A 13,387-nucleotide genomic window follows, 5' to 3' on the forward strand; every position below is an offset into this window, starting at 1 on the left:
AGATAAAGCAAAGTTAATTGTCAGAGAAGAAAATGGCGCTTATAGTAAGCCATTCCTTCTCCCTGACGCTTGGAGGATATCTTTTGTTGACAAAAAAGGGAGAATTTGGGCACATCAAAATGTCAATGCGCTCGAATACGAGCCTGATATGGTTACTTTGTACGAATTGAAACTTGTAAAAAAAGAGCTAAAAGATTAATCAGATAATCCAAATTTAAAATCCTTATAAACCTCTGGAAAGCTATTCACCGAGTTTTCAGAGGTTTTTTATATGAATTTGCATGACAGAATTTTCAGGAAATTGAAAAGCATGAAATTTTTCACACGCTAACAATACCTCGAAATCCTCTTACTCCATAATAAGAGTCTGCCCCATTGTGATAGATGAATACACGGCCAAATCTCCAATCTCCGAATATAGCACCTCCCAATTTCCGAATTTCAGACGGGGTAGCCAACCAACTGGATGTTTTTGTATCAAGCTTCCCGTACTGCTGCAGCTTCAAATACTGATCTTCAGTCATAAGTTCAATCCCCATTTCTTCTGCCATCCCCATAGCACTATTCTTGGGCTTATGGGCTTTTCTTGACTCCAAAGCTTCATGGTCATAGCAAACGCTTCTTCTGCCTTTTGGTGTTTCTGCTACACAATCACAAAAAACATAAATACCATCTTCATCATGACCAACCACATCTGGCTCTCCCCCAGTAAGCTCCATTTGATAGATTGACCAAGATTTTTCCGGGTTTATTTCAAGTCTTTTCTGGACTTGATCCCAATCTATACCTTCATGACGATGCATATTTTTTTCAAAACGAGATTTCAAAATTTTGAAAAGCTCTTCACTTTCTTGCTGAGACAATTCCTTTTTCATAGGCTTTTATAAAAACTAGTAAGGTCTATATGATTATTTCCAATGACATTGCTATCTAAATCAATTTCAAACAATTCAACTTTTTATACGTAAAATACTATTATTGAAATAGTACGACTCTTTTTGAATAAATCATCAAATTAATAACATCAAATATAATTGTTGTTTTTATTCATTTCAAGCCCAAAATACCACTTATCTTTTAACACCACAAAACCAACTATTATGAACAATCACTCCAATTTTCAAAATTTAAAATTGCTGCTTTTATCCGCATTATTAGGCATCAGTTCGTCTCTTTTTGCCCAAGTCAAATCAGTGGAAGAAGTCGTAGAAAGTCAAGTTCAGACCGAAAAGGCAAAAGTAAAAATCACAAAAATAGTGGCAGGATTGGAACATCCTTGGGCATTATACTGGCTTCCAGATGGAAAAATGCTTATCACAGAAAGACCAGGTAAGCTCTATCTCGTCGATGGAAAAAAAATCACAGAACTAACCGGATTACCAAAAATTGACACCGATGAAGACCAATTGACTGCTCCGCAAGGAGGCAATCAAGGAGGCTTATTGGACTTGGTAGTACATCCTGAATATGCCCAAAATGGATGGATTTATTTCACTTATTCAAGTCCTGGTGATGATGATTCAGTGACTGATGGTTCTGAATATGGAACTGGAACAGCTTTGGGAAGGGCAAAAATAGATCTTGCAAACAACAAATTGACAGATGTGGAAACACTCTATGCTCAAGTACCACGAACGAACCCTGGAAGACATTATGGCTCTAGGATCGTCTTTCCCGGTGACGGCACCGTATTGTTTTCTATAGGCGATCGTGGTTTGAGATGGAATTCACAAGACTTGACTGACCCGGCAGGTTCAATCATCCGAATCAAAGAAGATGGTGGAATCCCTGATGGAAATCCATTAATCGGTTTAGCACCTGGAAATTTAAGACCGGAAATCTACTCTTTTGGTCATAGAAATAACCAAGGAATGGCACAAGATCCGAATACTGGCAAAATCTGGGCTACAGAGCATGGACCAAACGGAGGGGACCTTTTGCACTTGGTAGAAAAGGGGAAAAATTATGGATGGCCACAAGTTACTTTCGGGACCGAATATGATACAGACGAAAAAATTGGACTTGGAAAAGAAGCTCCTGGGGTAACGGCTCCGAAACATATTTGGGAGGAAAACATGGCTCCTTCAGGATTGGAATTCTTTAAAGACGGTAAAATCACTGAATGGAATAATTCGCTATTTGCAGGCTCATTACTCAAAGAGGAAGTATATAGAATCGAAATAGAAAATGACGAGGTAAAATCTGTAGAAGCTCTTTTCTCCAAAAAGCTTGGAAGAATTCGTGATGTCAGACAAGGGCCAGATGGAAACTTATACCTCTTGACAGATGAAAGTGATGGTGCACTTTACAAAGTAGAGCCAATCGATTAAGCTTTAGAAATTAACTTTTGGTATTCACCTTTAGGTTTCATCAATTTAATTTTCTTCCAAAAAATCACAAAACAAACTGTTGATTTTTCACAGATTGGATTATTGGAAGCGAAAAACTTTGGTGAAACCTTTTTTTATGTATTAGCTTTGCCGACTTCAATTATGAAGTCGAGAACTACCGCATTATATAGCATCATCCTCCTGATCTTTTCCATTCAGTGTTTTTTTATGGGAATGATCGTCTATGAGCAAGCCCAAGAGTTGGAAGTATGGATATTTGTAGTCCTATTTGCTTTGTTGATCGCAGCTTCTTTTCAAGCCTACCCCAAAGATTATCACATAGATTTTACCAAATGGTGGGATTGTACCTTTATCTATCTTGGAGCTTTGGGAACTTATGGGTTACAGTTGGTAGGATTTGACCCTGTGCTTTCGGCAGCAGGAATAGGATTGATCGGAGCTATTATTCCCAAATTCCAAAAGTCAAACCCTCTTTTCCAACTTCTTCCAGCACCGATTTATTGCGGTGCATTTATAGGAATGACGAACTTCACTAATGATCCTATTTTCATTCTGATTGCAGCCACATTTACTTGTCTTTTATACTTTTTGAGCAAACCTATCCTTGTGGGGATCGGAGGCAAACTTGGCACTTTGGCTTTTATTGGTGTTGTGCTTACTTACAGTGTTTACTTTGGTCTGAATTTCCTATGATGCTTTTGTTACTTACAGTTTTCGTCGGAACTTTCTCCGCATTAGCTACATACTTGCTTCATACAAAGTATTCAGAGAATCCAGTGTTGATTTCTTCTGCTTTAACTTTTGTAGTTACAGGACTTTATCAACTTTTCGCTGATGATCTCCCAGATATTTTTCAACACATCCCTTACCTCTGCATTGGGGGAACATTTATAGGGATGAGTTCCAGAAAAAAAGTCAAGCAGGCAAAATATATCCTAATTGCTGGCTTGATTTTTAGCTTAATCTATCTGCGTTCAAGTACATTTTTTGAAGGTTTTGGTGGAGCTTTAGGCACTTCAGCTTGTATTTCGGTTCTTTCCGTTATCAGCTTTCGTCAATTTTTCAAAAGAACCCAGTATTTTGCTAGAAAAAAGCTTAGAAGGGAGACTTGAAACAAAACCTGATCTTCATCCCTCCTCCTTCAATGTAATTGTCCATTTTTTTGGTTTGGAAAAATCCGAGCTCTCTCCAAATGCTTGTTCAAACCCCTCTTCGGTGTAGATGCTTACTTGATGCTCTTGTGGAAATTTCAAACTTCTCCCATTCAAATGAACAAAGCTCTTTACAAAATACACGATATGAATCCTGTATATTTTCTTTAACTGCTCAGCTGGAGTATATTTCCCATCAACCCACACTGCATATTTTTCTGGATTTTGCCAATCAAAAAACAAAGCAGCCGAAGGAGTTTTCTTTTCAGGAGCTGTAAAAGGAGGCATTAATTCAGTTTTTTGTTTTTCAGTGAGCTCTTCATAACTCTTGGTTTTTTCCGATCCATCTTTTCCGATAACTTTGAAAATCGCATCCTTGTAAAAAGTAGCTTTATCTTTATCCTGAAGCAGATTTGGAACATTTCTACTTTCGCTCGACATGTTGACTTCTATGTGACTTACACCTTTTTCAACCAATAACTTTTGTATGTCTGAGATATCCCCCATTGGTGTGCCATTATGCACATTCAGATTGATGGTAGATAGATCATTTCCCAAAATAACCTTGTCCAAAACATCATTAACTTCAGCTTTTTGGTAGATTTTCTCATCAATTAAAATTTTGCCCTCTGCTATTAGAGAGATGTCCAGATCACTCATTTGTGTTTCTACTACTTCTGCATTGAAATTGATAGTTCTTATTTGTTGATTTTGTGCTGGCACTTTTTCACTAGAGAAGTAAATCATCACTCCAAAAAACGGAATAAGAGCCAAAATTTTCACCAATTTTGTACGCTCTGTTGTGTTGCGCTTCATCATACTCATTCTTTTTTTGGTTAAGGAAAATTTTAAACTACTTATCATGGTTAAGCCTTGATCTGGAAAAATCATCGATAAAAGAACATTTCTATAGTCATCGATCGGCACGTTTTTCAAAACTGCTTGATCTGCCAAAAATTCATGATTGAGTTTGATCGCGTTCCTTGCCCAATAAAGCCCTGGATGAAACCAAATAAAAACCAAAAGCAATTCAACAAAAATATTATCAATACTATGACATTCTCTCACATGAGTAACTTCATGTTTCAAAATTGGATCTGAAAATCTCCCGTTTTCAAAATCTGACTTGGAGACAAATATATATTTCAAAAAAGAATAAGGGAGACATTCCTCTTCCAATAAAACGAGTGTTTCTCCTTTGTAATTAATCACACTATTTTTTCTGATATTATTGAAAATCAACATTATACTCCTTACAAATCGAAATAAAAGAAGCCCTGTGACAAAAAAGTAAATCGCATAAATCAGAACTTGCCAGTCAAATGTTGGTATAGAAGACGATATTGAAAGATCTTGCTGTGACTGATCTCCATTTGTAATCACTGAAGAATATACTGGCTGATTACCACTATTAATTACCCCCTCAACTTCTAATATCTCAATTGTAAAAAATGGAATCAAAAAGGAAAAGCATATCGAGAAAAGTAGATAATATCTATTGAAGTGATACATTGACTCTTTCTGAAGAAAGAATCTGTGAATCAATAGAAGAATCAACAAACAAAGCCCTGAATTTAGAATGTAAGTTATCATTTTTTCTTATTTAGCTGATCATCAATACTTGCTTTAATTTGTCTCAATTCATCTTCACTAAACTTTGATTTTTGGGTGAAAAATGATGCAAATTGAGCAGGAGAATCATTAAAAAAATTCTTGATCAGATTATTGACATGCTTAGTGAAATATGACTCTTTTGACTCAAGAGGGAAATATTGTCGAGAGCTTCCAAAAACTTTGTAGCCAACATAATTTTTATCCTGCATTCTTTTCAAAAGCGTAGATAAAGTTGTCGATGCCGGCTTAGGCTCTGGATATGCATCCAAAAGATCTTTCATAAATGCTTTTTTGAGAATCCACAAATGATTCATCAATTCTTCTTCTGCGGGAGATAGTTTCATGATCTACAAATTGATATTTACATCTACAAATGTAAACAAATAACTTAAATCTACAAGTGTAGATTTGAAATAAAAATTAAAAAGCCAGTTTTCATAAAAAACTGGCTTTTTAATTCCTAAATTAGATCAGTTACTTTTTGTAAACCAAATCGAACCTATCCAAATTCATAACTTTGTTCCAAGCTGCAGCAAAGTCATTTACAAATTTTTCTTTGTAGTCTTCTTGTGCATATACTTCCGCCAAAGCTCTCAATTCTGAATTGGAACCGAAAATCAAATCGGCTCTTGTAGCAGTATATTTCAAAGTTCCGGTTTTTCTATCTCGCCCTTCAAATACTTCTTTTGTATCGTCAGCAGCTTTCCATTCGGTAGCCATGTCTAGAAGATTTACGAAGAAATCATTTGTCAATAGATCTTTCTTTTCAGTGAAAATCCCGTGCTTGGATCCATCAAAGTTAGCATGCAAAGAGCGCATCCCTCCTACCAAAACAGTCATCTCAGGCGCAGTCAATGTCAATAGTTGTGCTTTGTCCACCAACAATTCTTCTGTTGCTATTGTGTATTGTGTTTTTAGATAATTTCTAAATCCATCCGCCATAGGCTCTAGCAATTCAAAAGACTCTACATCAGTTTGCTCAGCAGATGCATCCATTCTTCCTGGTGCAAAAGGAATCTCAAGATTATAGCCAGCATTTTCAGCTGCCTTCTCAACTCCCGTATTTCCAGCAAGCACAATCAAATCAGCCAAAGAAACTTTTTTATCTCCTGATTTTGCATTGAAGTCAGACTGAATTTTCTCTAAAGTAGTCAATACTTTTTTCAATTGAGAAGGATTGTTCACTTCCCAATTTCTCATTGGCTCTAAGCGAATTCTAGCTCCGTTAGCACCTCCTCTTCTGTCAGATCCTCTGTAGGTGGATGCAGACGCCCAAGCTGTAGAAACCATCTCAGAAATCGACAGACCACTATTCAAAATCTGGTTTTTCAAATTTGAAATATCACTTGAGCTCATCAGAGGATGGTTTACTGCAGGAATTGGATCTTGCCAAATCAGATCTTCAATAGGTGCCTCCGGTCCTAAATAGGTTGTATTTGGTCCCATGTCCCTGTGTGTCAATTTGAACCAAGCACGAGCAAAAGCATCATTGAAAGCATCCTGATCATCCAAGAACCTTCTAGAGATCTCTTCATAGATCGGATCATATCTTAAGGATAAATCAGTCGTCAACATATATGGAGGTTGTTTTTTCTCTGCATCAAATGCGTCAGGAATAATATTCCCTGCGTCTTTTGCTACCCACTGATGTGCTCCAGCTGGACTTTTTGTCAATTCCCATTCGTACTTAAACAAAAAAGTAAGGTAATCATGACTCCATTGTGCAGGAGTAGACGTCCAAGTCACTTCAAGTCCTGATGTAATTGCATCAGCACCCTTTCCTGATTTGTAAGAACTCTTCCATCCAAATCCCTGCTCTTCTATCGGAGCAGACTCAGGATCTGCACCAACATGGTCTGCAGGTCCAGCACCGTGTGTTTTACCCAAAGTATGCCCTCCAGCTATCAGTGCAACTGTCTCCTCATCATTCATCCCCATTCTTCCAAAAGTCTCTCTGATATCCTTGGCTGCCAAAACAGGATCAGGATTACCATTTGGCCCTTCTGGATTGACATATATTAAACCCATCTGAACAGCTGCCAAAGGATTTTCTAATTTACGATCTCCAGAATAACGCTCACTATCATCTAGCCATTTTGACTCCTTGCCCCAATAAACATCCAATTCTGGCTCGTACACATCCTCTCTACCTCCTGCAAAACCAAAAGTCTCAAAGCCCATGGACTCCAAGGCGACATTTCCCGTAAGCACCATCAAGTCCGCCCAAGAAATTTTGTTTCCATACTTCTGCTTGATAGGCCAAAGAAGCCTTCTAGCCTTATCCAAGTTCCCATTATCCGGCCAACTATTCAGAGGAGCAAATCGCTGTTGCCCAGAGCGAGAACCTCCACGACCATCACCTGATCTGTATGTCCCTGCACTATGCCAAGCCATTCTGATAAACAACCCACCATAATGCCCAAAATCTGCTGGCCACCAATCTTGTGAATCTGTCATTAATGTGCGCAAATCAGACTTCAAGGCTTCATAATCCAAGCTGTTGAACTCTTCTATGTAATTAAAATCTTTTCCTTGTGGATTTGACAACTCAGAGTTTTGCCTCAGAATAGACAAATTGAGTTGATTTGGCCACCATTCAGCATTTTGCGTTACTTTGGCTACACTTGGACTCTTTTTGGTTGCCCCAGACCACCCGTCCACTGGTGTTTTTTCTTGTGCCACTGCTGTCAGTACAGAACTTGCCAACAAGGCGAATACTAGAATTATTTTTTTCATATACTTATATATAATGTTTAACCGGTGAGTGATTTATGAAGACAAAAGTATAGTCTTATGTTTTGAGTTAGAAATCGTTATTTTCTATTGTGAATTGATAAAATAAATGACTAATCAAAATAAAAAATGGAAGTGGTAGGTAATCAGATCGGTACACAAATTGGGTAATATAGTTTTCACCTCTATTCTTGAAGAAAAAATAATTTGTTCAACAAATTAATATTGGAGCAGATCCAATAGTCAAACAAATCTTGAATTTTGCTATTTAAAAAATATCCTATCTTTGACAACCACATCCAAAATAGACAATATATGTTTGACGGTTCGGACTATCCCAAATCACTTGATGAATCGCTTTTTGACGAATGGCTGGAAAAAGGCCGAGAAAGTAAGATCCCTTACGCTTACTTGATGGTTATTTGGGATGAGTTGGATGATATTTACAAACCCATTTATGCAGAAGAGAGAAGTGAACTCTTTCGCTTTGCTCGATATGGGCAAGCACCCGACCATCAACTCTTGGTGGCGGCATATGACTTGTATTCTGAGAGTAGGCTGATTTGACAATATGATTTTCCGTAATGACACCAGAAAGTAAGTTTTCACATGGAATCACGAGGGTAATCGTTATAAGTCAACAGCTGATTTGTTATCAGTGCACAAATTGATTTTTTGAAAATCAATTTGTATGGTTACTGGTAAGAAAGCGGATATATATGATACTTAAAAGTGAAAAATATAAATGCTATTTTATCAATTTATTCATCCAAAAAATTGACTCCTTTATTGGGGAAAAATTTTCATAAAACAACCCCAAAGGTAGTTGCCGAAAAAATCAATCCTTTATATTGTTGGTTTGGAGACATTTATTACTTAGACCGGAAAAAATATTTGATTTTCTGTAATGCCAAAACACGTGTCATTTTTATGATTGGTCCTTATCAAGTTGATAATAAAATTCATTTTATGAATATATTTCACGATCAGCTAAAAAAACACCTTTCAAAATTCTTTGCTGATCCAGAAAATTATTTTGAAAAGGTTGAAGATATTGGATACCTAGAAAAACCCGACAAAGGAGCAACTGCTTTTCTTAATAGGGTAAAAGAGGATCTAAACTATTCAAAAGCGTACCGAAAATCAGAAGGAAATCAAATGAAACTTCCAGAAGATTTTGAAATAATGTTTGAAAGATACCCTATTTCAATAAAGGGAAAATTTTTTTCCCAGAAGATAGATTCATAGAAGTGTGGGAAAATTTGAAATAAAAAAACCTCAGATTTCTCTGAGGTTTTGCTCCTCCTTTTGACAAAAGCAGCAGTTTATCAATGAAATTTTGATTTGAAATTCATAGGGGATTTTTGTCACTCTCTCATATACTATAATCTAAAACAGATAGTGATAATAATTTCCAAGTAACTTGAGATTTTGAGGAGGTTTCTTGTGAGCAATTACTGGATCAGAAAATTTTAAAATTTATTTGAGGTCTTAAAAAGATCAATTTATTATTTTCCGTGTCTAAATTCCATTGGCGTTTTTCCGGTTTTTTGTTTAAACAGTTTATTAAAATATTGTGGATATTCAAACCCTAAGCTGTAGGCTATTGCATTGATGTTTTTTTCTGTATTTATCAAACATCTTTTTGCTTCTTCAATAAGATAAAAATGAATGTGTTCTTGTGCATTTTTTCCCGTTTCCTTTTTTAATAAATCACTCAAATAACTGGGAGATAAATGAACTTTGTCTGCTAAAAACTTAACGCTTGGCAATCCTTGTTCTTTTAATTTTGAATCGGAAAAATAGTTATTTAAAACAGTCTCTATTTGAGCAATTATTGACTTGTTAGTGTAGCTTCTTGTAATCATCTGCCTACCATAAAACCGTGAACAATAGTTCAGTAATAGTTCAATAGTAGATACAATAATATATTGGCTATGAACATCAATATTTTCTTGAAGTTCAGCTTGAATTTTTTGAACACATTCAAATAAAATAGTTTTTTCTTTGTCAGAAAGATGAAGTGCTTCTGAAACCTCGTAATGAAAAAAGCTGTGACTTTTTAATTTATCATTCAATGAAGTTGCCCTGATTAAGTCAGGATGAAAAAACAAACCCCAACCCATCATCTTCTCATGCTGTTCAATTTCATTATCTATTTCAATAGTTTGATTGGGTGCAATACATATTAAATTACCGTCTTGAAAGTCAATTGGTTTTCTGCCATATTTGACATTATTCTTACAATAGTTTTTGAACATAACAGAATAGAAGTCAGTAGAAATTTTAGAATTCCCCTCCACCTGTTCGCTTACTTTACTGAAATCTAAAACAGCTACTAATGGGTGATGACTGTTCCCCAGATTGAATAATTTATATAAGTCCGCAACGCTACGAAGATGAATTATTTCTCTCATTTCCTTTCAACTAATTCTTTTAAATGTTCAACGTAAAAATGACCCCGTTTTTCTGCAAAGAAATCTAAAGATAATAAGACCGCACATTGAATAAAAAGCCCCAAACCGAAGCCTTTCCAAAATCCATAATTTGACAAGGCATACATTAAAACAATCCCAAAAAACATCATGGCTATTTCAAAATAGCGATAATAAACAAAGTTATTCATCACCTTTTCCATCCTTGGAATTTCTTCTGATTGAATTTTATGAAATTCTTGCTTTAATATGTTTTCTACTCTCGCATTATCTACAGGACTTCTTGTAAAAATTGTTGCCCCGATAACTATTTGAACTATAGAAAAAAAGACTAGAGGAATCGCTATACCTTTCCAAAAGCTCTCTTTTATAACAAAGAAGAAATAAATGGATAGAATTACGGCGAGAATACCGAAACCTATAAATAATAAGCTTTCTGTTTTTTCAGCATTGAAATACTTCTCAATTAGATTCATCTCTCTCTTATTTTAAAGTCTAAATTGTGATTTAATTCCTCCTATAAATGTAGCATCATCATATTGTTGACGGTTTTCCAAAAGGGTTTTAGCATCTTCACCAGCAGTATACCGCAGTTGATTTTTGCCATCTGTTGCAGCTTCAAAGATTATTTCCGCCACTATACTTGCTGGAGAAGCATTTTGAGCCATTGATGGCATAGCTGTCATCAAAGCACCGACAATATTTTGATATTCTGTCATACTTTCATCATTACTAAAATCAAAAGATCTTCCACTAAAATCCGTTGCTATCATACCTGGTTCAACAATTTTCACCTGTCCTCCAAATTGCCCTACTTCATAGTAAAGTGATTCGGAAATTCCCTCTACTGCAAATTTTGTCCCATGGTACAATGTACCCAAAGGAAAAGTCATCTTCCCTCCTATCGAAGAAATATTGATGATAATACCCTTTTTATTTTGTCTAAAATGAGGTAAAACAACTTTAGTAACATCTAAAAGCCCAATAACATTAGTATTAAACTGTCTTAGAATTTTATCCCTACTAAATGCTTCCAAAGGCCCATATGCACCATAACCTGCATTATTTAATAACACGTCAACACCGCCAAATCTTTGAAGCCCTTCTTTAAACGCGTTTTGAATAGAATCTAAATCTAAAACATCAAGTCTGGCAACTAAGACATTTTCTAATTGACTTAAATCTGCTTCATTTTCGGGGGTTCTCATTGTAGCAATTACATTCCAACCTTTTGATTGAAAAAGCTTTGCAGTTTCTTTTCCTATGCCACTGCTTGCACCTGTAATTAAAATTGTCTTTTTCATTATTGCGAATTTATAATTATGGTACAAAATTGTATCTTACTAAAGCTTTGTTGGTTATACAAATTCAGGTTGTTTGTATTCTTTTTAGGGATATTTAGACAAAGCTGATTGCGCATCCCAAAGTCAAAATGAAAATTAGAGCAAACTAGTGCGATTTGCTGATCTGAAAATCAAAGCTTTAAAAAAATGTATTCAAGTTACTAATTATATATTTGGCTACTGACAGCATCCCATATGTTATATTTTGGTTTGGTAAATTACAAAATATGTATATCCGTTTTCATACCAGTAGAATCTAAATAATTGAATTAACCTGTGATTTCAAACCAATATCAATAAACATCCAATATCTATTAGTATCAGTTTCCCAAAAAACAATCGTTTAATTGATTAGTGGCATGATTGCGGATAATCATATTACAAAAAATAATATCTCTATGAAATGCGAATCAAAAATTGGTTTTAAAAATCAGTGAGATAGTTTTAAAGTTGCTTGTAAAAGTTTAGAAAGTCAGGAAAACTTAAAATCAGGAGATTACTCTTTTTTTTAAAAAGAAAAGAGTAAAAAAAAACAAGCCATTCTTCGCTGCGAATGGCTTGTTAAGAATTGCTCCCCCTCTAGGGCTTGAACCTAGGACCCCATGATTAACAGTCATGTGCTCTAACCAACTGAGCTAAGGAGGAATTTTGTTTGTTTTGTCAACGCTTTCCGTTAACGTGATGCAAACATAACAGGATGTTTGATTTTTTCCAAACACTAACATTAAAAAAAATCAGCTTATCAGCCATCAATCATTTTTCAACCTATTAATCAGACACTTATTTTTCCGTAAAAAAGAAAGAAATTTTCTTTAACTTCAAACATTAAAAAACCAACCCTCTATGAAAACCAAAATCCTCTTACTGGCTATTGCCATTTTTTCTTTTAGCCAAGCCTATTCACAAAGCAAAATCAAAATCGCATGTGTGGGAAATAGCATTACGCAAGGCCCTGGCAGAGATCATCAAGAAAGCTACCCACTTCAGTTGCAGGAGATAATTGGCGATGACTACTTGGTCAAAAACTTTGGTGTAAGCGGTAGGACCCTACTAAAAAAAGGGGACAAACCTTATTGGAACGAACCACAGTTCAAGCAAGTGAAGAGATTTTCCCCAGACATCCTAATTATCAAATTGGGAACGAATGATTCCAAGCCTCAAAATTGGATACATAAAAAGGATTTCAAACAAGATTACCTAGATTTAATATCAGCATTCAAAACGGCTATGCCACAAAATAGCCAAGTCTATATCTGCATTCCTGTACCTGTCGCAGAGGATAATTGGGGGATCAATGAAAAAGTAATGTCAGAAGAAATCAGACCTCTTTTGCTGGAAATTGCAAATGAAACCGGTTCCAAAATCATTGATTTGCATAGCCCTTTAAAAGAACACCCAGACCTTCTCCCTGATGGTGTGCATCCGAATAAGGAAGGGCTGGGAATCATGGCGCAGACCATCGCAACCGAAATCACTTCCTCTCGCTAAGATTACTGATGGGCAGAGAACTCTAAGAATAAATTTAATATCATGTCCTGAGTTTACTTGGCATTTTTTCTTATCGTTTTCAATCCTTGGACACGCTTCTTTATCGAAGTAAAGAGACCTCTCCTGCCGTCGAGGTGACATAATCATAGAAGCCCTGATTCTTATATCTTATTTTTAGCTTCTCGTTTCTTGCCACTCTGTCGCTCGCTTCTAGTCTCTCGCTTCTAGTCTCTCGCTTCTCTTTTCACAGATTCCTCAAATCTAAAATCTAC

Annotated in this window: 14 protein-coding genes and 1 tRNA gene; 7 read left to right on the plus strand and 8 right to left on the minus strand. The window is 35.8% G+C overall.

Features of this window, described 5'->3' with window-relative positions; translation table 11 throughout:
- A partial coding sequence (locus MM213_RS18975) for a hypothetical protein (RefSeq protein ID WP_241414471.1) occupies positions 1-199 on the plus strand: 199 nt, incomplete at its 5' end.
- Positions 200-320: 121 nt separating this feature from the next.
- Here the strand turns inward: MM213_RS18975 and MM213_RS18980 are convergent.
- Complete coding sequence (locus MM213_RS18980; protein WP_241414472.1) at positions 321-875, minus strand: DUF4256 domain-containing protein; 555 nt, start codon at positions 873-875, stop codon at positions 321-323.
- 225 nt (positions 876-1,100) lie between these two features.
- On the opposite strand from MM213_RS18980, the gene MM213_RS18985 reads away from it, so the two are divergent.
- The 3 genes from MM213_RS18985 (at position 1,101) to MM213_RS18995 (ending at position 3,463) form a co-directional block, all read left to right on the plus strand.
- A complete protein-coding gene (locus MM213_RS18985) occupies positions 1,101-2,330 on the plus strand; it encodes a PQQ-dependent sugar dehydrogenase (protein WP_241414473.1) in 1,230 nt (409 codons plus the stop codon).
- 162 nt (positions 2,331-2,492) lie between these two features.
- On the plus strand, positions 2,493-3,044 hold the full coding sequence (locus tag MM213_RS18990) for a hypothetical protein (RefSeq protein ID WP_241414474.1): 552 nt from the start codon (positions 2,493-2,495) through the stop codon (positions 3,042-3,044).
- Positions 3,041-3,463 (plus strand): hypothetical protein, encoded by a 423-nt coding sequence (locus tag MM213_RS18995; protein WP_241414475.1) that lies wholly within the window; start codon positions 3,041-3,043, stop codon positions 3,461-3,463. The genes MM213_RS18990 and MM213_RS18995 overlap by 4 nt, the downstream gene beginning before the upstream one ends.
- 15 nt (positions 3,464-3,478) lie before the next feature.
- Here the strand turns inward: MM213_RS18995 and MM213_RS19000 are convergent, their stop codons facing one another.
- From MM213_RS19000 to katG, 3 genes are all read right to left on the minus strand, one after another.
- Entirely contained in the window at positions 3,479-5,095 is a 1,617-nt protein-coding gene (locus MM213_RS19000; RefSeq protein ID WP_241414476.1) for a M56 family metallopeptidase, read from the minus strand.
- A complete protein-coding gene (locus tag MM213_RS19005; protein WP_241414477.1) occupies positions 5,092-5,460 on the minus strand; it encodes a BlaI/MecI/CopY family transcriptional regulator in 369 nt (122 codons plus the stop codon). The genes MM213_RS19000 and MM213_RS19005 overlap by 4 nt, the downstream gene beginning before the upstream one ends.
- 130 nt (positions 5,461-5,590) lie before the next feature.
- The gene (gene katG, locus MM213_RS19010) at positions 5,591-7,852 is read right to left on the minus strand and encodes a catalase/peroxidase HPI (RefSeq protein ID WP_241414478.1); all 2,262 of its coding nucleotides are present in this window, start codon (positions 7,850-7,852) and stop codon (positions 5,591-5,593) included.
- 312 nt (positions 7,853-8,164) lie between these two features.
- Here katG and MM213_RS19015 point away from each other — a divergent pair, with 312 nt between their 5' ends.
- A complete protein-coding gene (locus MM213_RS19015; protein WP_241414509.1) occupies positions 8,165-8,416 on the plus strand; it encodes a hypothetical protein in 252 nt (83 codons plus the stop codon).
- A 165-nt stretch (positions 8,417-8,581) separates the two neighbouring features.
- Entirely contained in the window at positions 8,582-9,097 is a 516-nt protein-coding gene (locus MM213_RS19020; protein WP_241414479.1) for a DUF6933 domain-containing protein, read from the plus strand.
- A gap of 260 nt (positions 9,098-9,357) precedes the next feature.
- On the opposite strand, the gene MM213_RS19025 is transcribed toward MM213_RS19020, so the two are convergent.
- The 4 genes from MM213_RS19025 to MM213_RS19040 all read right to left on the minus strand — a co-directional run bounded on the left by MM213_RS19025 (position 9,358) and on the right by MM213_RS19040 (position 12,272).
- Entirely contained in the window at positions 9,358-10,266 is a 909-nt protein-coding gene (locus MM213_RS19025; RefSeq protein WP_241414480.1) for a helix-turn-helix domain-containing protein, read from the minus strand.
- On the minus strand, positions 10,263-10,760 hold the full coding sequence (locus MM213_RS19030; RefSeq protein ID WP_241414481.1) for a hypothetical protein: 498 nt from the start codon (positions 10,758-10,760) through the stop codon (positions 10,263-10,265). The genes MM213_RS19025 and MM213_RS19030 overlap by 4 nt, the downstream gene beginning before the upstream one ends.
- A 12-nt stretch (positions 10,761-10,772) precedes the next feature.
- Positions 10,773-11,588 carry an SDR family oxidoreductase gene (locus MM213_RS19035; RefSeq protein ID WP_241414482.1) on the minus strand — a complete coding sequence of 272 codons (816 nt, stop codon included), beginning with the start codon at positions 11,586-11,588 and terminating at the stop codon, positions 10,773-10,775.
- 610 nt (positions 11,589-12,198) lie between these two features.
- A tRNA-Asn gene (locus MM213_RS19040) sits at positions 12,199-12,272 on the minus strand.
- Positions 12,273-12,470: 198 nt separating this feature from the next.
- Between MM213_RS19040 and MM213_RS19045 the strand changes: the two genes are divergently transcribed.
- The gene (locus tag MM213_RS19045; protein ID WP_241414483.1) at positions 12,471-13,115 is read left to right on the plus strand and encodes a GDSL-type esterase/lipase family protein; all 645 of its coding nucleotides are present in this window, start codon (positions 12,471-12,473) and stop codon (positions 13,113-13,115) included.
- Positions 13,116-13,387 lie beyond the last annotated feature (272 nt).

This window comes from Belliella alkalica (genome assembly GCF_022549785.1).
GTDB classification, from domain to species: Bacteria; Bacteroidota; Bacteroidia; order Cytophagales; family Cyclobacteriaceae; genus Belliella; species Belliella alkalica.

Coding starts and splice junctions, on each gene's coding strand:
- MM213_RS19025 (WP_241414480.1), bottom strand. CDS start 10,266: ATGAGAGAAATAATTCATCTTCGTAGCGTTGCGGACTTATATAAATTA.
- MM213_RS19015 (WP_241414509.1), top strand. CDS start 8,165: ATGTTTGACGGTTCGGACTATCCCAAATCACTTGATGAATCGCTTTTT.
- MM213_RS18995 (WP_241414475.1), top strand. CDS start 3,041: ATGATGCTTTTGTTACTTACAGTTTTCGTCGGAACTTTCTCCGCATTA.
- MM213_RS19035 (WP_241414482.1), bottom strand. CDS start 11,588: ATGAAAAAGACAATTTTAATTACAGGTGCAAGCAGTGGCATAGGAAAA.
- katG (WP_241414478.1), bottom strand. CDS start 7,852: ATGAAAAAAATAATTCTAGTATTCGCCTTGTTGGCAAGTTCTGTACTG.
- MM213_RS18980 (WP_241414472.1), bottom strand. CDS start 875: ATGAAAAAGGAATTGTCTCAGCAAGAAAGTGAAGAGCTTTTCAAAATT.
- MM213_RS18985 (WP_241414473.1), top strand. CDS start 1,101: ATGAACAATCACTCCAATTTTCAAAATTTAAAATTGCTGCTTTTATCC.
- MM213_RS19030 (WP_241414481.1), bottom strand. CDS start 10,760: ATGAATCTAATTGAGAAGTATTTCAATGCTGAAAAAACAGAAAGCTTA.
- MM213_RS19045 (WP_241414483.1), top strand. CDS start 12,471: ATGAAAACCAAAATCCTCTTACTGGCTATTGCCATTTTTTCTTTTAGC.
- MM213_RS18990 (WP_241414474.1), top strand. CDS start 2,493: ATGAAGTCGAGAACTACCGCATTATATAGCATCATCCTCCTGATCTTT.
- MM213_RS19000 (WP_241414476.1), bottom strand. CDS start 5,095: ATGATAACTTACATTCTAAATTCAGGGCTTTGTTTGTTGATTCTTCTA.
- MM213_RS19005 (WP_241414477.1), bottom strand. CDS start 5,460: ATGAAACTATCTCCCGCAGAAGAAGAATTGATGAATCATTTGTGGATT.